The organism is Hahella sp. NBU794, from assembly GCF_050749805.1.
Classification (GTDB): Bacteria; Pseudomonadota; Gammaproteobacteria; order Pseudomonadales; family Oleiphilaceae; genus Hahella.
In genome coordinates, this window is record NZ_CP192738.1 from 4,274,588 (window position 1) to 4,293,265 (window position 18,678).

Sequence of the window (18,678 nt, forward strand, 5' to 3'; positions counted from 1 at the left end):
TAGTATGCTATTTCATCACGTTTACTGACGCAGGCTTTGCGCCAGCTCACGGGCTCGGGCCAGCCTCGCCTGATCCACCATCCCCACAGGGCGTCGTCGCATACTGTGGCGACGGCGCAGTGAATCCTCCGGGAATAATAGATCCTCAGGCAGGGCCTCCAATTTATTGGCGACCTTGAGTAAGCGCTCCGGATTGTTGCACGCCATCAGCAGATCACAGCCCGCCTGCAGCGCCCTGACAACGCTGGCGCTTTCATCCTCCTCGCCATCCAGATCCGCCCCCTGCATGCCCATATCGTCACTGATAATAGCGCCCTGATATTGCAAGCGCTCACGCAAGACCTGGGTGAGCCAGAAAGCGGACTGACTTGCAGGTGAGGGGTCGCAGGCAGGATAAATGACATGAGCGGGCATCATCGCCTCGACGCCGGCGTCAATCATCTCAATGAAAGGCCGCATGTCCGCGTCCAGTAATTCTTCATAGCTGCGCAAGTCGCGGGCGCTCTCCACATGCGTGTCTTCCGCCACAAAGCCATGTCCAGGGAAGTGCTTGCCTACGCCTGCACAGCCAGCCTCCCCCATCCCGCGCCAGAAGGCGTGCGCCAACGCCGCCGCCATTGCCGGCGTATCACCAAAAGCGCGGTCGGCGATGACTTTGTTTTTGCCATAGTCCACATCCAGCACGGGCGCGAAGCTGAAATCCAGGTCAAACTCTCTCAGCTCTATGGCGGTTAGCCAGCCCAGCTCTGTCGCCATTGCCTTGGCTTTAGCGGGGTCTTCTTGGTAGCTTGCGCGCAGTTTTCCTGGGGCCGGCAATAAAGTGCGCCCTTCCCGGAAACGTTGCACCCGACCGCCTTCCTGATCCACACACAAAAGCAGTTCAGGACGTATAGCGCGAATCTGTTTGACTAACGCGTCCAGTTGCTGAGGATCGGTGTAATTACGTGCGAAGAATATGACGCCGCCCACGACAGGTCGGCTCAGTAGCTCCTTTTCCTCCGCACTAACATCCAGCCCTTTAAGATCGATAATCAAAGGACCCAGTTTTGCTGTCTTGCTCATAAGAAATCGCGTATCTGGCTGATTGGATTTAGGCCGCGCGCAGTTTAGCCGTTGATGAGAACGGGAGTTCCAGGGCCGACGCGGTCAAAAAGCCGGATAATATCTTGATTTCGCATTCGAATACAGCCATGCGACAACGGCTCGCCCATAGGCTCGGAGTCTGGAGTTCCATGTAGATAAATGTAGCGACGCATCGTGTCCACATCGCCGCCGCGGTTGAAGCCCTTTTGGGTCCCGCTCAGCCACAGAATGCGAGTAAGAATCCAGTCGCGTTCAGGGAAGGCTTCAGCAAGCGCTGGGGAATACATTTCACCGGTCCAACGGCGGCCGCGAAACACAGCATTTAGCGGCGCCTTTGCGCCAATTTTGGCGCGAATAATATGTTCGCCCCGTGGCGTTTGTCCGCTGCCGTTACGTTCGCCAACGCCCGCTCTGGCGGTGGAAACGGTGAAAGTCTCCACCGCTTTACCTGAATCCAGCAGCGTTAACGTTTGCAATGGTACAGAGATGACAATAGAAAGCGACATGAGGCTCCAGGAGTTGATTGGCGACTGCCCCCAAGGATATTACATCCTCGCCGGGTTTACAGCCGCTCCTGACTTACCCTGCGCTGGCGGCTTCCGTAGAGGTGTGACGCGACTCGTCTGAGGGGGCATTGATGCCCGCAGCCAGGAATGGCACCAGCTGATTGACGATGCCGACCACAGGGGTTTTTACACCCAGTTCTTTCTCAAGGATGCTGCCCAATGCTTCTGAGGAGGACATGGTGAAAGCCGTAGCGCCCAGCATAAACTGTATACGCCAGAAACGCTCCACCGCATTCAGTTCCGGCGTGGCGTCCTTCAACAGGCGCATGAACAAACGGAATTCCGTGGAATACTGTTGCTCCAGATACTTGCGCAAATGTCCCTGGGATTGTGTGTAAGCCAACCCGAGCAGACGCATGAAAATTGACAGGCTCTTGCTGTTTCTGGCTGGAATGTCGATAACGGAGGAAGTAACGATCTGCAGCAGTTCCTCCAGTTCGACTTTGCGACTTTCCGCAACGACGCCCTGAAGTCTATCTCGCAATATGCGGGTGAATGGATTAATGAAGCGGGCGAACACGGCTTGAATCAGCGCGTTCTTGGAACCGAAATGGTAGTTTACCGCAGCCAGATTGACTTTGGCTTTGCTGGTTATCTGCCGCAGTGATGTTTCCGAGAACCCCCGTTCCGCGAATAACTGCTCTGCAGCATCTAAAATCCGATCAACTGTATCTGACTGAGACATGTTTATTCTTCTGACGTACCGCTCCAAACAAGTGTTTGAAACATACGTTTGATAGGCTGGAATGTCAAGTCTGACAACGTTTTATATTGTGCAATTATTGCACACACGATTTTAACGAACCAGATCAGCGGAAAGGTCGGTCAAGTTTGCGCTGAATGCAGATAAATTAACAGTCGGAAGTTCCCTTATGCGCCGGCGGGCATGACTTACAGCGTCATCCCCACCGGAGCCGGAGAACTCAGTCCATGCTGTTGGCGCCAATGCGATGAATCGCCAAGTCCGCCCCCTGGTATTCCTCTTCTTCGGATAAGCGTAGTCCAGACAGCTTTTTCACCACGCCATAGACGACAAATCCGCCCACAAACGCCAGCGCCGCGCCGGTGACCGAGCCGACCAGTTGCGACAGGAATGTGACGCCGCCAAGGCCGCCAAATGACTGCAAACCGAAAACGCCCGCCGCCACGCCGCCCCACAAACCACAGACGCCGTGTAAGGGCCAAACGCCCAATACATCATCCAGTTTTCGCAGGCGTTTTTGCATGTACTCAAACAGGAAGACAAATAACGCTCCCGCCACTGCGCCGGTAATAAGCGCACCAATCGGATGCATAATGTCAGATCCCGCGCACACCGCCACCAGCCCGGCCAAAGGGCCGTTGTGTATGAATCCAGGGTCTTTACGCCCTACCAGCATGGACGTCACGATGCCGCCCACCATCGCCATCAGGCTATTAAGCGCGACAAGCCCACTTACGCCGCCCAGCGTCTGCGCAGACATCACGTTGAAGCCAAACCACCCCACCGTCAGTATCCAGGCGCCCAGCGCAAGAAAAGGAATGTTGGATGGTGCGAAGGCGACCAGCTGACCATTGCGATAGCGGCCGTTTCTCACTCCCAGCAGATACACCGCGGCGAAGGCGATCCAGCCGCCCACAGCATGTACGACGACGGACCCTGCGAAGTCATGAAAAGTTGCGCCAAAGCGCTCTTGTAAGAAGTCCTGAAAGCCGAAAGCGCCGTTCCAAGCCATTCCCTCAAATAAGGGATACACCACGCCCACACAGATTGATGCTGCGATTAGCATGGGGTAAAACTTGGCGCGTTCTGCGACGCCTCCGGAAATAATGGCGGGAATCGCCGCGGCGAAAGTCAGCAGGAAGAAGAACTTCACCAGCTCATAACCGTTGTTGACGCTCAATTCGGTGGCGCTGGAAAAGAAGTTGACCCCATAGGCGATCTGATAGCCAACGAAGAAGTACGCCAATGTAGACGCGCCAAAATCCGTCATAATTTTCACCAGGGCGTTTACCTGGTTTTTATGGCGCACGGTTCCCACTTCGAGAAATGCAAAGCCGGCGTGCATCGCCAGCACCATAATGGCTCCCAAAAGGATAAACAGGGTGTCGGCGCCTTGCAGCAAGGTCTCCACCGCATTATTCGTATCGTTCATTCCATCTCCTGTTACGCTCTTGCATGGTGCGCCGCTCATCACAACGCACACAAATAGTGCTTTTGATTTTGTTATTGTCGATCCGTCTTAGAGTGAAGCAGTCCCTTGTTTTGGTTTGTTTTTCGCTGAGTTACGACCAAGCATCACATTTACCAGCCACAACTCGCCGACTAAATCAGCAAATTCCAGACCAAAAACGCACCAACTTAATGCCAGATCAATCGCACGGCGCACTTTAATGAGACAGAGGCAAATAGACGTTGAAAAACACGCAATAAAAGCGCGCGCACGAACACAGGAATCTGCTCCCTACTTCAGAGAGCAAAGTCTATGGGGAGAGCCGTAGCAGGGATTGAAAGTGAATTTGAGGGGGTAAGGGATAAGGAATAGAGGAAACAAACGACGACGGTCACCAACGAGCACAGAAAGGCCCGCACTCAGGCTTCAGCTAACGCCAAATCCGCAAACTCCGTCTTAATTTTGGCGCTGGCTTCCATGTATTTATTCTTGGTGATCTCAAAAGCCTGCTGAGCCTCCAGTAAGTATTGTAGATAGAGACGAATCGCAGCGACCGTCCGCATGGCTTTGATTAACTGTCCTTGCTGACTCAAAGTGACGAGACGCCGATAGCGCCTGTCCAGCAGACTCTTGCGGTAGGTTGACATCATCAGACATTGATACGCCAAACCGTTGGAGCCTTCCAGCATACGGATGTGGGTGATCGCGCGAAATTCCAACTCTTTTCTCTGACGCACTAACTCACCGTACCCTGCATTCTTGATGAAAAGACGCCGCAGGGGTGGAATAGCCAAGGCGGATAAAGCGACAAAGAAACCAAAAGCGATACCAGCGATCCAGGCGTTAAGCCCGCCCTGCCAGCCAATCAGGAATACCGCGAAACTAAGCAGACAGGATAAAAGCCAGAGATCCCTGCGCCGCCGGGCGCTGATCAAATCAATCGTCTGCGGATAGTGCTTGATCGCCAACACGTCATAGTTCATGACTTCAAGCGCCTCACACTCCCGGAGAATCTGAGTAAGTTGATTACGCTGCGCCACGGTCTCCCGATAGCGGCGCTTACGATCCTCTTCACTCTCCGCCGCATCCGCCTTTTTCTGCTCCGCCTTTTTGGCGCCCTGAGCGGGTGGCGCAACGCCGTTGCTTTTAGCCTTAGCTATGTCTTTATTAGCGCGCGGGTCCGACGGCGGCGCTGCAGGCGTTTTTGCAGGAGACTTCGCAGCAGGTTGAGATTCCTTGGCGGCGGGTAGCGTATTGCTCCGGTGTTCCTCCACCGCACGCCGCACTGGGTCCATATCACCGCGCGCCAATGAGCGCAGCGTCTTGGGATCCAGATCAAAATCATTAGGGTTATGTATCTTCATATCGAAAACTATAGAGTAATAACGAGGACGGGTCACCAGCGCCCACTGCGCCAAAACCTCGTCAACCTCAGAGTATTTAGCAATAGACGCGCCAGTCACCTGAATTCATTAGAAAAACCTGTACATTGCTGCGATGCGAGACTTAGCTAGATATGACATACGCCGAGTATTTGGCGAATACGCCCTCCCCATGCGACAAAACTTACCGCTGGGCCGCCTCTTTCGACTCAACAACCCAGAGAAATACGCCTGAAAAGTTAGAAAATACAGGCATGGACGCTTATTATGGCCACCTGCATAAAAAGCATTTACCTCAGCGAAAGGATCAGTCCACCGTGTTTACAGGAATCGTTCAAGGCAAAGCCACACTGCGCAAAGCCGTACGCCGCGAAGGTCTCTACACCTACGATTTTGAGTTCCCTACCGACCAATCTTCAACAGAAACAGGCGCCAGCGTCGCCATCAACGGGACCTGTTTGACGGCGGTGCGCATTGATGGGGCCTATATCGCCTTCGACCTTATGACAGAGACATTGCGCCTGACCAACCTTGGCGATCTCAAAGAAGGTGATGAAGTCAATTTCGAACATGCCGCACGAATTGGCGATGAAATTGGCGGCCATCTGATGTCAGGGCATATCCATGATGTCGCGGTGCTGACTCATATCGAGCGCACGGAAAATAACGTGGCGCTGGATTTTCAGTTGCCCCTGGAACTGCGCAAGTATGTTTTCGACAAAGGCTTTATTGGCGTTAATGGCGCCAGTCTGACCGTCGGCTCTGTCAGTAAGGACGGGTTCAGAGTGAACCTGATACCGGAAACGCTGCGTGTCACGACTTTCAGCGCCCTGCAACCGGGCGACAAGGTCAACATAGAGGTCGACCCGCAGACGCAAACGCTAGTGGACAGCTTGGAGCGAATGCTGCCCCGTTATCTGGAGAACCTGACTCCCGGCGCCTGATCGCCAGCATTGGATGCGCGCCGCAGTGGCGCGTTTCCCGCTTATCTCCGATAATTATTTTCTATGACTTTTCAATCCGTTCCTTGTGCTTTCCCTGTAGGTAGTTAGAGATCCAAGATGCTGATTATTCCCGCTGAACAGACCATAAACTGGCGCAAGCCCCCGGTCGCCACACTGCTGTTGATCTTCATTAATTTCGCCATATTCTTTTACCTCAGCGGCAAAGATAATCGAGTCTGGCAGGACGCCGCCCATTACTACGAACAAAATCAGATGGTCAAACTGGAGGCGCCTGAATTCGCCGACTATCTGCAGCGCCATATCGGCCTGGGCCAGGACAACCGTTTTGAGCTGTCGGCGGCGGCGCGTAAAGCCGTCAACGAGGGTCGCGGCGACGAACTGATTCCCTACATGCTGACCGATAGAAAGTTCGTTAACTATCTGATGCAGAATGGGCAGGAGTTCATTGAGCCGGAAGACTTTGAAACCTGGAAGTCCCAACGCACTTACCTCCAGGAGCACTATCTCAGCCAGCTCAGTCACCTACAGATGGGACTTATTCCTGGAGAGATGGAACTGGCGGATCTGCTCTCCTATCAATTCCTCCACGGCGGCTTCGGACATGTTTTCGGCAACATGGTAATGCTGTTTTTACTCGGATTCGCCATTGAACGCATTCTTGGCGCTGCGCTTTATGTCATGGCTTATCTGTTCTGCGGCGTGGTTTCAGGCTTTATTTTCAGTATGGTGGAAGGCGACAGTCTGACGCCACTGGTGGGCGCATCCGGGGCTGTGTCAGGTCTGATGGGGATGTATGTGGCGCACTACCGGCTGCAGCAAATCCGTTTCTTCGCCTTCCTTTATGTCTACTTCAACTACTTCCGCGCGCCAGCGTTAATCATGCTGCCGGTTTGGGTAGGCAAAGAGCTTTACGAGTACTTCACTTACGTCGACTCCAATGTCGCCTATGTCGCTCACGCCGCGGGACTGGTGGCGGGCGCCGCCATCATCTTCCCCCTGGATCGCTTGGCGCCGAGGGCTGCGCAGGAAATCACTCATTCCCCGGAAGAACAGGACCAGTCCATGCGAGAAGAACTGGCTCGCGCCATGGACGCCGTTGGGCGAGTCGACTTTCAACGTGCGCGGGAACGCTTCAAAGCGTTATGGGAAAAACACCCTGACCACATCGGGATTCAAGAGCAGCTTTTCCATTTATACAAAGTAAAACCGGACACCCAGGAAAGCCTGCAGTTCACCATCACCGTGCTTGAGCACGCGTTAAAGATGCAGGACTTTAATCACGCCTATTTCATCTGGAGCGAGTATCAGAAGTACGCCAAGGAAAACTCTCGTCTGGAAGACAAATATCATTTCCGTATTCTGAACACCTGCCTCAACAACAACCTGATCAAAGAAGCAGAGCAGGTATTTAGCGTAGTAGTGAAAAGCATCAGCAATCCAGAGCTGGTGCGAGAGTGCTACCGCACGTTGATTCAGGCGCTCAAAGCACGGCAAATGGACGTCAAAGCACAGAAATATGAGCGCGAACTAAAGCAGCTTGAAGGTTAAGAATCTTAAGAACCCACCGCAAATGGGCGCGCAACCCGCGCCCTTAGGAAGATAGTCCAAACTTGGCGACCGGCTCCGGCAGCCTGCCATTCTTCGCCATCGCTTCAATCCATGCAGGAATTTCCGGCACGGCGGAATGGTCCGGGTAATGTTTCTGCACATAGAGCAAATATTCCTTGGCTTTATCCGCTCGGTGCAGCCCATTCGCCAGGGTACGCGCCATGACAATGATCGCGTCAGCGGCGTGCGCGGATTCTGGAAACCGGGAATTGAACCCCTGCAGCAACTTCAAGGTCAGCCTGAAGTCGCCAGAGTGATATAGACTCTGCGCCACGTTGTACAACAGCGTCTCATCGTTGATCGTATAGTCCGGGAAATGCCCGTAGAGCCCTCTCAGCACCAGCTTCAGCTCATGAATCCGTCCCGCGTCCGCCAACATCTGCAAAACAGGCTTTGACGTTTTCAAAAGCTCTGGCCAGGCGTTGGTCTCCAGCAGCAGTTTGTACAGCCGGTCCAGCACCACCAAATCATGCGGTTTGCGTTTGTACAAATTGCGCAGCAGCCCAGCCGCCGCCTCATAACGCCCTTCCTTAAGATTGATGTCAATTTCCGCCATCGCCAGCTTATCATTCCGCTGCGCCAGCGCTTCTGGGTTCTGCGGCGGCGCATCAAGAGCTTCATCCGGCGCCAGGCCAAGGCGATGCTGATACTGAAACAACAGATAACCCAGCATATTGAAGATCACCAGCATGAAGTAACTGGAAATAAAACCCGCTAGTGGAAAGCCCAGGGTTTGGGAAAAGTTGCTCAGCACAAAATCCTGCGCCGCGCCCAGCCCCAGAAACAGCAGAAGCAGATAGCCATAAAGAACGAAATACGGCCAGCCAATGCTGGAGATGAACCCAATCAGACGCGTCGGATGCAGGGCATCCACCACATTGCCTTCAATCGCCAGCAGCATGATGCTGGCGGGCAGAACCAGGGCGGAAAACGCAACCGCCAGAATCATCAGAAAAGAGCCGCCCCATATGCCGGAGACGACAATGAGCGCGCCGAAGGCAATGAAGATCAAGGTCTGCTGAATGACCAGCAATAACCCGCCACCGCTGAATGCGGACAACAGCTCAGGCGGCTTCAATACGCCTTTGGAGGTGGTCTCAATCACGCTATACATGTATTTGACCTGCGCGCAAAACAGGGCGATAGCGATGATCAGCGATATCAGGTCTTTACCCAACGCCAGCGGCACCAAAGTGCAGATGGCCACCAAAATCATGGGGTCCCTGGCCATGGGGTAGGCGAAGAAGTCGTTCAGCCGCTGCCAGAATGGCGTGACCTCCGCCGCGGAGCCTTCCGCGGAATACCGCATGACTTGCTGACACAACGGACAGGTCGCGGCGCCTTTGCCCGGCTTTACCGGAACGCAGCTTCCGCAGAGTTGAACATGGCAACCCAGGCACTGCCAGTTGGCGCCATGGGTGGGATGGTATCTGCAATAAACATCCACGCGCGTATATTTCCTTTTGCTAACTTACTACTTAACTCGTTTTCCAGGCTCCTGTTAAAGGAGCGTATGACAACTCATTTTGCGACCGCATTGTCGCAGACGCGAAGCCATCAAATATGACTCACTCGGTAGAGGCGACTATTTCTTGCGTTTGCGTACGCGCTTGTTCGCCAATAACCAGCTTTCCAACATTAATTGTGGATTCAGGTTGCGCTGCTCCACCAGAGATCGCTTTATTTCGATCAGTTCAGCATAGAGTGAAACCAGCTGCTGCGTATCCAGACGCGCGCCCACGCCCGCCAGAGTCGCTTCCGTCACGCTCCCCTCGCCCTCACCTACCTGCGTGGCGGTCAGCAATTGTTTCAGCCAGATAGCCAGCCAATCCGCCAAACGCTCAAGATCGAGCTTGCTCCAGGTTTCCGCCAGGGTGAACGCATCCACGCGCCCTTCCAGGTAGTTGAGCCAGTCCGCCAAGACTTCCGCCCGCAACTCCAGTATGTCCTGACTGTGCCATGCCAATGCGGTCAAAGGGCGACCGCCAGCGCTTTCCGTCAAACTATAGGCGCGCTCTTTCGGCACATCCAGTTGAGTCAGCCAATTCACCACAGACTCTCTATCCGGCGCAGCCAGCGTATATATCTGACAGCGGCTGCGAATCGTCGGCAGCAGCAGGCTGATTTGTTGCGAAACCAGCAGAATGACGGCGCTGGCGGGCGGCTCCTCCAGTGTTTTCAGAATGGCGTTGGCGGAATAGGCGTTCATCGCCTCCGCCGGGGTCAGCACGCATATTCGGCGACGGGAGATCTGCGGCTTGGCGTAGATAAAGTCTCCCAGTCCACGCACCTGGTCAATTTTTATGGCCTTGGCGCCGTCCTCTGGAGCCAGCCATTGCAAATCGGGGTGCGTCCCCGCTTCTATCAGCTTACAGGAACGACAGTCGCCGCAGGGACGCTCAAGACGCAGAGCCTGCTCACAGAGGAGGAATTTGGCGTATTCAGAAGTCAGGCGATTCTTGCCAACGCCGCGTTGTCCCGCCACCAAAATAGCGGAAGGCACTTTATCGTTGTGCGCCAGCCCCACCCAATCGCGCCAGGTTTTGTTGAGCCAGGGAAGTTGATCCAGAGATATTTCCGTCGATTCGGACATTAGTACTCGATATTTGGTGCTATTCAGTTTTTGTTTATCGGGCAGACAAGTAGCGTCTAGCTGACTGCCACCTACCTGCAACAGCAGGACCTGTAGATATCAGGCCCACCTCCCGCGGCATGCCGTCGCGCAGGCGCAAGCATGTGCAAGACTATTAATCACGCCAACCTCGTGAAGGTCGTTTCGGCGGCTCAAGAATTCAAAGCCAGTTGCTTGATATCCCGCTTCAGGCGGCGCACTCTGTCTGGACTGCCGCCCGCGTCATCCGCATACAGGTTTTGCTCAAACTCGTTGAAAATCTGCCGTAGCAATTTACGCTGCCGCGGCCACTTTTTAGTCGCCAGGGCCAATGCCTGCCCAGGCGTCAGGCCCGCATCCAGCAACAGCCCTTTCTTGTGCATTCTATTCAGCAGAGATCGATACAAGCGCACCATGGGATCGCCTTTATTGCGCCGCCACTCCGCCTTAAGGGTCAGTAATGAAAGAACGAGAAAGACCATCACGGAGACGCCTGCGAGTATCATCAGCATCGTCTTCATGTCGCTATCGCCAAACCAGCGTTTAAAGAAACTGCTTTGCTTCTCCTGATCGTAGTTGACGACCCATTTCTGCCACATGTAATTCATGTATTCCAGATTATTGGTCACCCAGGCGAAAACGCCGATATGGTTATATCTGGCCAGGGACAACGGCGTATTTTGCAGGAATGTGCCCTCTTCCGCGACGGCGTCTCTAATGCCCGACTCCACCCTTTGCGGCGCCACCGCCGCCGTCGGATCGACACGCACCCAACCGCGTTCAGGCAGCCATGCTTCCACCCAGGCATGGGCATCATACTGATGCACCACCAGAAAGCCACCCTGCTCGTTCCACTCTCCGCCCTGATACCCGGCGAGCACTCGCGACGGGATATTGGCCGCGCGCAAGATGAACGCCATCGTGCTGGCGTAATGCTCGCAAAAGCCGCGACGCGTGTCGAAGAAAAACTCATCGATTCTATTCGGCGAAGTCAACAGCGGCGGCGATAGCGTATAGGCGTAGGGTTCCTGATTAAAACGCGTCAACACCGTCTTTATAAAGGTTCCGGCGTCAGGCGTCGTCTCACGTAATTGTTTGGCCCATTCAGCAGTACGGGGATTGGAGCCCTGCGGCAAACTGCTGAAACGGGCAAAGCTTTGGGCGCTTTCTCTATATTCCTCAGCTTGATTGATGACGCGATACCACTCAGGGGACTTCACGTCTCTCATAAATCTCACCAACTGATCCGGCGTTGAGAAAGGCGCGCCCCGCGCCACCTTGGCGTCATCCAGCGCAAAGCCCCATTCACGATTATGGGGTTCCAGCAGCACCTCATAATCCCACTGCTCAGTCTGAGTTCTGGCGCCCGGTCTGACCGCGCCTTGACGGTCGCGATTGGTCTGACTGAACGACCGCTTCCAACTCGTACCGTCGTAGCGATCCAGGATCAAAGCGCGCCAGTATAGGTCCCGGTAGGCCGGTCGCGGTCCATTAAACACAATCCGAAACGCTCGCTCGCCTGACTGGGCAAGATTCGCCACATCTCCCGGCGACATGGTTTCATCAAGCCCGGTAAACGCAGTAGAGCTCTTCAGCGGCATCGCCCATAAGGGACCAAAGCGGGGAAAGAACAGATACATCACGATCAACAACGGCGCTGCAACCGCCATGGAGCCATACACGCCTTTAAAAGTAGCGCCAATGGAACGGGATTTAAGCGACTGGTTCACCGCCATCAGAGCAACAAAGCTCAATCCCATGGCGATGAAAATGTAGAGACTGACGAACAGGGACTGGGTGAACAGGAAGCCGAGGCAGAGCAAAAACAACGTCATGAAACTGAACAGGAAGGCGTCGCGCCGCTGGTTCAGCTCCAGCAACTTCAGCGCATAAGCCAACACAAAAAAGCCTACCGCCGTCTCCACCGTAAACTGCGCCTGCGTCGAGAACACATAGGCGACGGAGGTCACCACCATGACTCCGCCTTTCACCCAGGTCGAAGGCGCAGGCCATTTTCCCTGATACACTCTGGTGCGCCAAAACACGGACACACACGCGAATCCAAGCAGCCACACCGGAACATGGTTCCAGTGCGCGCCTGCGGCGGCGGCCAGAGAAACCACCATCCATACCAGCGCCCGCGTATCCAGTGCGGGAGACTCATCAAAACTTCGCTTAAACATGATCAGGATACTTCGCCAGCGCAGTCAGACATTTATTGCGGTGCTCAAGACCCGAGCCAGGCCCGCACGCCCAACCGGGCATACGTAGTCCGTAAGGCGTCCCTTTTTGCTCCAGTTCCAAGATCTGGGCGCAAAGAGTAGACAGACGCAGCTCCGTCTCCATCCCCTGGTAGGCGTCAAAATCAATCCAGTCCGGGTCCAACTCCGGCTGACTGAATTCCTTACTGTATAACTCCCCCTGCTGCGCATACTTCTTCCAGGCGATACGGGTTAAAGGCTCGCCGGGAACATAAGTGCGCAGGCCTGCGAAGTCCTCTTGCCCCACGATGTGCGAATCGCCTTTGCCTTCGCCCTCAGCCAGGGAGGCGCTCCACTTGTACTGGGGTTGCGTCGCCGGCCTGGGATAGACCAGCGCCTTGGCGTTCAGGTCCTGCCAGGACCAGGCGCGAATCAGCCCCATCGGATAGGTGGATGTAATCAGCATACGCCCAGGCGTCAGCCAGCCTCGTTTGCGACAGCGATACTCAATCACCGCACGTCGCTGCCCATTCTGATCCAAGTCCAAAGTAACATAGCTGTCAGGCGTCCAACCGAGTTGCACCGCGACCGCGCCATGTTCCGACGCCGACACCAGAAACTCAAACCCGGCCAGTTCGTCAGCGAAGCAGGAAGCCGCGCGATGAAAGCGAATGACCAGTCCCGACATATTGCGGTAGGCGATGAGGATATTGACCACGAAAATAGAAATAAGAAAGAAGCCTACGGCCAGAATCATGGAGTTCTGATAATTGATCCCGGTAAGAAGAATCAGTCCCGCCAACATCACAAAGCCGACGCCCCAACGCGTAGGCAACACAAAAATAGCCCGATGCGACAATGTGGCTTCTTCTACCGGCGGCAGCCGCTTTTCCACCCACTTATCAATGCGGCGTCCGAGTTGACCGCCGATGCGCGCCCCTGATTTTTGCCTGATGCCGGTTGTCATAAAACTACTACTTAACTTCTGTCCTTGTCTTTTGCAGGCCAGGGAAATACAGGCTTACAAAAATTAATCAAAATTCGCGCGATACAGTGGCTTTTGCGAATCAATCGGTTGAAAATGTAAGTATACGCAGTAAAACTGGATTCCACCTAAACGCTTGTGGCCGAACGCAATTATTTTTTCTCCACGCATGCTTTCGGCAGCGGGCCCATGAGAATCGGTTGTTGGAAAATTTACGTTTAACACGAAATTGTAAAACACGGCGCTGCTATGAACTACTCAAGGATTTTGCTCGGATTGGCCGCCACCGGCCTTGTTCTGACCGCCCGCGCGGAAGTCAAATCAATGACCAGCGGCGAGTTGACCGACACCTATATTAAAGATTCCACCATCATCGTTACCCCTGCTCCCAAAAAGCCGGAGAAAAAGCGGGTCGTCACCTACACCATCGGACCCGGCGAGCCCGTGAAAACAGAAGCTGAAGAACAGTCAGAACTAAACACCGCGCTGACGGTGGATCAGCAACAGTTTAAAGACTCTTCAGAAGCCGCCGCCCAAGTGATAAGAGAGCTTGCGTTTATTCCCTATACGCAACCAGAGCTGGCGGCGCTGAGCGAACGTCCGCTGCCTCATCCAGATCTGGTGATTCCAGACGGAGCCTTCACATTCCAGCAGGTTCTATCGCCGTTGAATCCGGATATGGCGCAACTGCCCTACGGCGACCAGTTGAACCTGCAATCCAATGGCCAGCAGTTAACCATCACAATTGGAAACAATTTACCCGGCGTCGATAACATCATCATCCCTGAACGAATCCAGGGCGGCATGATTGATTTAGTTCCACGGGACAGCGGTGGGTTTGATCTGACGCTGACAATGCCTCAGCAGTAAAAAAGAAGCACAGAAGGCTCGCTAATACAGCGAGCTTTTTTGTTTGCGGAGTCATAAGAAACACCAGCCGGATGACAGATACTAACCGCTTCGGCTGATTATCAAAGCAGGCGCGCCAGACGCGGGCTTCCATCCCGGCCTAACGCCATCAGACATTTTCAGAACATCTTTATCGGCGTCAGCTTATACGCATCCGCGCCGACATTAATAATATCCGTATTGATCGGGGCGTTGAGAATCACCAGCCCCTGCTTGGTAAGAAAAACCTGATCATCTATGTTCACAGAGGTATCGCTCTGCTGAATATCCAGCGGCATAAATCCTGTGCCAAACCCTACATTGGGCTGAAAGCTGAATATTGCGGCGCCACGGTCTTCAACGCCATCTCCGTTGGTGTCGATCTGGCCATAACGCAAAGGTAAAACGGCCGTAAACAGGTCAACGAGCGTCCCCGTGCGCGGGGTTCCAAAGGTCATCCCCTGCAGGGAGACATTATCATCGTGAACCGCCCCGTCGCTGGACGTCTGACCAGGATAAATAACTTCCCGCACCCCATCGGGGTTGGTGTAGGCGATCGCCTCATAGGTGACTTGACCGTTTATTTCGATAACGGGAGCCGCCTGCCCCACAACTTCGCTGAGCTGCTGATCGTTAATCGGTTTTAATTCGGCCATTACCGCCGTGGAGAACATCGCTGCGCAAACAAACACAGTCTTTTTCATACTCCCCTCCACACTCCTTACATCTCTAGAGCTTTTGTTACTGCTGGCGCTTAAGAGCCTTTCGCTCAGCGCGAGGCAGACGTTACACCTACTCACTGAAGCCAGTGTATGTATCGTCTGTCTGAGAAAGGATGATTTTTACTGCAGAACAAATAGATGCTTAAGAGATATTCACAAGAAAAGGCATCTCGAACGATGCCTTTTCCATCATCAATCGACTGACCGTCAGGTCCGCCCGGTATTAGTTACCGTGAACAACCAGCTCAAGGCCGTCCAGGTTCATACCGATGATTTCAACAGCGCCCATGCTGTTAACTTGACCCAGACCAGTCTGGTTCAGGTAAACACCCATGTCGCCTACGCGCATGTTGATGTCGGAGTTGGCGAAGGTGATGCCGATACCGCCCAAGTTAGTGGTGCCCAGAGTGGCTGCGTCAGCCAGGGCATCGATAGTAACGTCAACACTACCGTTGATTGAGATGTCTTTCGCGATGAAGCCGCCCAGTGCGCCAGTAGAAGCGCCCAGAGTAGCGTTAGAAGCGGAATCCCATGCTTCTACGTCAACTTCCCATTTGAACGCGTCGATGTGGATGCCAGCGTCAGTATCCCAGTCGCTGTCAGCGATTACAGCGATGTCTGAGTAAGTCAAAGAACCGAAGCCGGCTTCAATGACCAATCCGCTTTGACCGGAAACGTCCGCCAGAACAGCGTCGTCAACTGCTTTCAGTTCAGCTTGCGCAGCCAGAGGAGCCGCAGCGATAGCAGATACCAAAACTAATTTTTTCAGGCCTTTCATTAAAATTCTCCTAATGTTTATTTTTTTAATTTCAGGAAACTCTCGTGAGCTTCAGATTACCGCTCAATAATCAAACAAATTGTTTGACAACCGACCGAATAATTCTGAGCGATTGTTAATTTAGTTTACGCTTCATTGGTTTTCCGTGATTACTCTCACAGTTTCCATATTATTAATATGCGTCTAGAATTCCATTTAAAAACAAACAATTAGCGACTAAGTACAACCGCCTGAGCATCGTGAAACGTTTCGTTTTTGTTTGATTTGTGTTTCACAATCACGAGGCCAGTGTAGGGTTGTGTAACCGGCGAATCCGTGAATGAAATCACAGAAACCAGGCCGTTTGTTAAGAAGTGTTAACGGGTAGACACTATTTGGCCATCTGGCCTATATACGGTCCGACAAGGCCGCCAAAAAGCGCATCACAATAGATAAACATCCTTTTAAATTTCCTGCCAAGAGCCAGCCAAACGGTTAATTGCGACCGAACTGGAGGTCCAAACGCCGCCGCCAGCGACTTAAAAACGTGAGCAACTTCAAATATGCGCTCGCTAACACTACAATTCCGCAGTCTTTTGAGACCTCTCAAGCCAATAGACGTAAGACAATAAGAAGTCCGGCCGCGAAACACCGCCGTCCGAGCGCCTGAAAAATGGAAGCCGGAAGGTTAAAATGTCGGATTAATAAGCCAATGGCGCTTAGCGAGCGCCGAAAGAGGCGCTTTTTAACCAGGCCAATATTTGTTGATGTCAGTTTTCACCATTCCCTACGCAGACTATAACGCCGTCATTCACTTGCTATCTTCCCGTCCTGGCTTCTGTTGGCTGGACAGTCGAACTCAAGAGGGGCGCGCCTTTGAAATTATCGCCTGTGATCCGGAATGGATAGCCCGCAGCCAGGGCAACACCCACTTTCTCTCCCGTCCTGGCGAGACAGAGACGCCCATTTCCTATGCCAACCTGCTGGCGCTTGCTCAGCAACCCCGCGCGCCCCTTCCGACGCCCTGTTTCAAAGGCGGCCTGATCGGATTCATCAGTTATGAGTTTGGGCGCAACCAGTTGCTAGGCGACCACAACTGGCGTCGAGAGTCCGTATTTCCATCCGCCTGCATTGGCGCCTATGACCATTACCTGATCGTAGAACACGACAAACAGATGATTACTGGCTTCGGAACGCCCGCTTTCCAGAGCCTGCTGCAACAAAACGCCCCCGCCACAGAAGCTTTCAACGTCACTCGGGCGATTGCTCCGGACTGGAGCTACGAGCAGTACGCAACCGAGTTCGACAGAATCAAGGAGTACATTCTCGCTGGAGATTGCTATCAAATTAACCTGACGCAACGCTTTTCAGGCGCTTACGCAGGCGATCCTCTGGAGGCTTATATAAATGTAAGGCAGGCGGCCAAGGCTCCCTATTCCGCCTTTTTCCGCAGCGGTCATGGCGATCTGCTTTGCTTTTCGCCGGAGAAATTTCTGACGGTGAACGGTCGCGATGTCGTCACCAAGCCGATCAAAGGCACCCGCCCGCGCGGCGCCAGCGCCACCGACGATTTTCGCCACATTGAGGACCTTACCTCCAGTCCCAAAGATCGAGCGGAAAACGTGATGATTGTGGACCTGCTGCGCAATGACCTGGGTAAGATTTCCAAAATCGGCAGCGTCAAAGTGGAAAAGCTCTGCGCGCTGGAGACCTACAGCAACGTCCATCATCTGGTCAGCACAGTGAATTCCACCTTGCGCGACGACGTCTCGCCTTTCGCAGCGCTGATATCCTGTTCACCGGGCGGGTCAATTACTGGCGCTCCCAAGAAGCGGGCGATGGAAATTATTGATGAGCTTGAGGGTCACGCCCGCAGCGCTTACTGCGGCAGCGTATTTTATCTGTCCAATGATGGCCGTATGGACAGCAATATCGCCATCCGCACCATGACCTGCAGACAGGGCGACATGCATGTATGGGGCGGAGGCGGCATTGTCGCGGACTCCGACTGCCTTGCGGAATACAATGAGTCTGTCGTCAAAATCAGACACATCGTCGAAGCCCTCGGCGGAGAGCTTCCCGGCAAACGCGAAGATTAGTCCGTCACCAGGCGACTGGCTTTGATAAATTCCGCTCGCAGTTCGCCATAGGTAAACACCGCGGGAAACTGCGGAAATTCAGTTATCACGTTGTCAGGTGCATTAAACAGAATCCCGGCATCCGCCTCCGCCAGCATCGTGGTGTCGTTGTAAGAGTCCCCCGCAGCGATAACACGGTAATTCAGGCCATGAAACGCCTGCACCGACATCCGTTTTGGGTCTTTCTGGCGCAGCACGTAATTCGTCACTCTACCGCGCTCATCGACTTCCAGGCGATGACACAACAATGTCGGCCACCCCAGCTTCTCCATCAATGGCATTGCGAACTCGTAAAATGTATCGGACAAAATCATCACCTGAAACCGACGGCGCAGCCAGGCGACAAATTCCTGGGCTCCAGGAAGCGGTTCCAATGTGGCGATAACAGCCTGGATGTCCGGCAGCCCATAGCCATGTTCATTAAGGATTCTTAATCGCTGCCTCATCAACACATCGTAGTCCGGGATATCCCGGGTCGTCGCACGTAAAGCGTCTATCCCAGTTTTTTCCGCGAAAGCGATCCATATCTCGGGTATCAACACCCCTTCCAAATCCAGACACGCTAGTTCCACGACTCACTCCTGTCATCTTTATTCGATTGAAAGTTACAGAAACAAAC

The 18,678-nt window shown here is 53.7% G+C and carries 16 protein-coding genes; 4 read left to right on the top strand and 12 right to left on the bottom strand.

Annotation, left to right across the window (positions count from 1 at the left end):
* Positions 1-21 precede the first annotated feature (21 nt).
* The 5 genes from nagZ to ACQYWX_RS18605 all read right to left on the bottom strand — a co-directional run bounded on the left by nagZ (position 22) and on the right by ACQYWX_RS18605 (position 5,265).
* Entirely contained in the window at positions 22-1,062 is a 1,041-nt protein-coding gene (nagZ, locus tag ACQYWX_RS18585) for a beta-N-acetylhexosaminidase (protein WP_431685907.1), read from the bottom strand.
* A gap of 44 nt (positions 1,063-1,106) precedes the next feature.
* The gene (locus ACQYWX_RS18590) at positions 1,107-1,589 is read right to left on the bottom strand and encodes a L,D-transpeptidase family protein (RefSeq protein ID WP_431685908.1); all 483 of its coding nucleotides are present in this window, start codon (positions 1,587-1,589) and stop codon (positions 1,107-1,109) included.
* 73 nt (positions 1,590-1,662) lie between these two features.
* Positions 1,663-2,334: a TetR/AcrR family transcriptional regulator gene (locus ACQYWX_RS18595; RefSeq protein ID WP_431685909.1), complete on the bottom strand. Its 672-nt coding sequence runs from the start codon at positions 2,332-2,334 to the stop codon at positions 1,663-1,665.
* Positions 2,335-2,572: 238 nt separating this feature from the next.
* Complete coding sequence (locus ACQYWX_RS18600; protein WP_431685910.1) at positions 2,573-3,784, bottom strand: ammonium transporter; 1,212 nt, start codon at positions 3,782-3,784, stop codon at positions 2,573-2,575.
* A gap of 437 nt (positions 3,785-4,221) precedes the next feature.
* Positions 4,222-5,265, bottom strand: a complete 1,044-nt coding sequence (locus ACQYWX_RS18605) for a hypothetical protein (protein ID WP_431685911.1) — start codon at positions 5,263-5,265, stop codon at positions 4,222-4,224.
* A gap of 173 nt (positions 5,266-5,438) precedes the next feature.
* On the opposite strand from ACQYWX_RS18605, the gene ACQYWX_RS18610 reads away from it, so the two are divergent.
* Together ACQYWX_RS18610 and ACQYWX_RS18615 are read left to right on the top strand one after the other, a co-directional pair.
* The gene (locus tag ACQYWX_RS18610; RefSeq protein WP_431685912.1) at positions 5,439-6,128 is read left to right on the top strand and encodes a riboflavin synthase subunit alpha; all 690 of its coding nucleotides are present in this window, start codon (positions 5,439-5,441) and stop codon (positions 6,126-6,128) included.
* 117 nt (positions 6,129-6,245) lie between these two features.
* Positions 6,246-7,697, top strand: a complete 1,452-nt coding sequence (locus ACQYWX_RS18615; RefSeq protein ID WP_431685913.1) for a rhomboid family intramembrane serine protease — start codon at positions 6,246-6,248, stop codon at positions 7,695-7,697.
* A gap of 43 nt (positions 7,698-7,740) precedes the next feature.
* On the opposite strand, the gene ACQYWX_RS18620 is transcribed toward ACQYWX_RS18615, so the two are convergent.
* The 4 genes from ACQYWX_RS18620 to ACQYWX_RS18635 form a co-directional block, all read right to left on the bottom strand.
* The gene (locus ACQYWX_RS18620; protein WP_279502779.1) at positions 7,741-9,204 is read right to left on the bottom strand and encodes a tetratricopeptide repeat protein; all 1,464 of its coding nucleotides are present in this window, start codon (positions 9,202-9,204) and stop codon (positions 7,741-7,743) included.
* A gap of 138 nt (positions 9,205-9,342) precedes the next feature.
* Positions 9,343-10,350 carry a DNA polymerase III subunit delta' gene (locus ACQYWX_RS18625; protein ID WP_431685914.1) on the bottom strand — a complete coding sequence of 336 codons (1,008 nt, stop codon included), beginning with the start codon at positions 10,348-10,350 and terminating at the stop codon, positions 9,343-9,345.
* A 191-nt stretch (positions 10,351-10,541) separates the two neighbouring features.
* Positions 10,542-12,551 (bottom strand): transglutaminase TgpA family protein, encoded by a 2,010-nt coding sequence (locus ACQYWX_RS18630; RefSeq protein WP_431685915.1) that lies wholly within the window; start codon positions 12,549-12,551, stop codon positions 10,542-10,544.
* Positions 12,544-13,536, bottom strand: a complete 993-nt coding sequence (locus ACQYWX_RS18635) for a DUF58 domain-containing protein (RefSeq protein WP_431685916.1) — start codon at positions 13,534-13,536, stop codon at positions 12,544-12,546. The genes ACQYWX_RS18630 and ACQYWX_RS18635 overlap by 8 nt, the downstream gene beginning before the upstream one ends.
* A gap of 267 nt (positions 13,537-13,803) precedes the next feature.
* Between ACQYWX_RS18635 and ACQYWX_RS18640 the strand changes: the two genes are divergently transcribed.
* A complete protein-coding gene (locus ACQYWX_RS18640) occupies positions 13,804-14,424 on the top strand; it encodes a hypothetical protein (protein ID WP_127971572.1) in 621 nt (206 codons plus the stop codon).
* Between the two features lie 158 nt (positions 14,425-14,582).
* Here the strand turns inward: ACQYWX_RS18640 and ACQYWX_RS18645 are convergent, their stop codons facing one another.
* On the bottom strand, positions 14,583-15,146 hold the full coding sequence (locus ACQYWX_RS18645) for a DUF6160 family protein (protein ID WP_279502786.1): 564 nt from the start codon (positions 15,144-15,146) through the stop codon (positions 14,583-14,585).
* A gap of 241 nt (positions 15,147-15,387) precedes the next feature.
* The gene (locus tag ACQYWX_RS18650) at positions 15,388-15,942 is read right to left on the bottom strand and encodes a DUF6160 family protein (RefSeq protein WP_127971576.1); all 555 of its coding nucleotides are present in this window, start codon (positions 15,940-15,942) and stop codon (positions 15,388-15,390) included.
* Between the two features lie 746 nt (positions 15,943-16,688).
* On the opposite strand from ACQYWX_RS18650, the gene pabB reads away from it, so the two are divergent.
* Complete coding sequence (gene pabB / locus ACQYWX_RS18655) at positions 16,689-18,020, top strand: aminodeoxychorismate synthase component I (RefSeq protein ID WP_431685917.1); 1,332 nt, start codon at positions 16,689-16,691, stop codon at positions 18,018-18,020.
* Here the strand turns inward: pabB and thrH are convergent.
* Positions 18,017-18,631 (bottom strand): bifunctional phosphoserine phosphatase/homoserine phosphotransferase ThrH, encoded by a 615-nt coding sequence (gene thrH / locus ACQYWX_RS18660; protein ID WP_431685918.1) that lies wholly within the window; start codon positions 18,629-18,631, stop codon positions 18,017-18,019. The two genes, pabB and thrH, sit on opposite strands and share 4 nt — an antisense overlap.
* Positions 18,632-18,678 lie beyond the last annotated feature (47 nt).

Bases quoted from the DNA above. Each gene is read 5' to 3' on its own strand.
- ACQYWX_RS18600 (WP_431685910.1), bottom strand. From the start codon at position 3,784: ATGAACGATACGAATAATGCGGTGGAGACCTTGCTGCAAGGCGCCGAC.
- ACQYWX_RS18645 (WP_279502786.1), bottom strand. From the start codon at position 15,146: ATGAAAAAGACTGTGTTTGTTTGCGCAGCGATGTTCTCCACGGCGGTA.
- ACQYWX_RS18625 (WP_431685914.1), bottom strand. From the start codon at position 10,350: ATGTCCGAATCGACGGAAATATCTCTGGATCAACTTCCCTGGCTCAAC.
- ACQYWX_RS18640 (WP_127971572.1), top strand. From the start codon at position 13,804: ATGAACTACTCAAGGATTTTGCTCGGATTGGCCGCCACCGGCCTTGTT.
- pabB (WP_431685917.1), top strand. From the start codon at position 16,689: ATGTCAGTTTTCACCATTCCCTACGCAGACTATAACGCCGTCATTCAC.
- ACQYWX_RS18615 (WP_431685913.1), top strand. From the start codon at position 6,246: ATGCTGATTATTCCCGCTGAACAGACCATAAACTGGCGCAAGCCCCCG.
- ACQYWX_RS18590 (WP_431685908.1), bottom strand. From the start codon at position 1,589: ATGTCGCTTTCTATTGTCATCTCTGTACCATTGCAAACGTTAACGCTG.
- ACQYWX_RS18635 (WP_431685916.1), bottom strand. From the start codon at position 13,536: ATGACAACCGGCATCAGGCAAAAATCAGGGGCGCGCATCGGCGGTCAA.
- ACQYWX_RS18650 (WP_127971576.1), bottom strand. From the start codon at position 15,942: ATGAAAGGCCTGAAAAAATTAGTTTTGGTATCTGCTATCGCTGCGGCT.
- ACQYWX_RS18595 (WP_431685909.1), bottom strand. From the start codon at position 2,334: ATGTCTCAGTCAGATACAGTTGATCGGATTTTAGATGCTGCAGAGCAG.
- ACQYWX_RS18630 (WP_431685915.1), bottom strand. From the start codon at position 12,551: ATGTTTAAGCGAAGTTTTGATGAGTCTCCCGCACTGGATACGCGGGCG.
- nagZ (WP_431685907.1), bottom strand. From the start codon at position 1,062: ATGAGCAAGACAGCAAAACTGGGTCCTTTGATTATCGATCTTAAAGGG.
- ACQYWX_RS18610 (WP_431685912.1), top strand. From the start codon at position 5,439: ATGGACGCTTATTATGGCCACCTGCATAAAAAGCATTTACCTCAGCGA.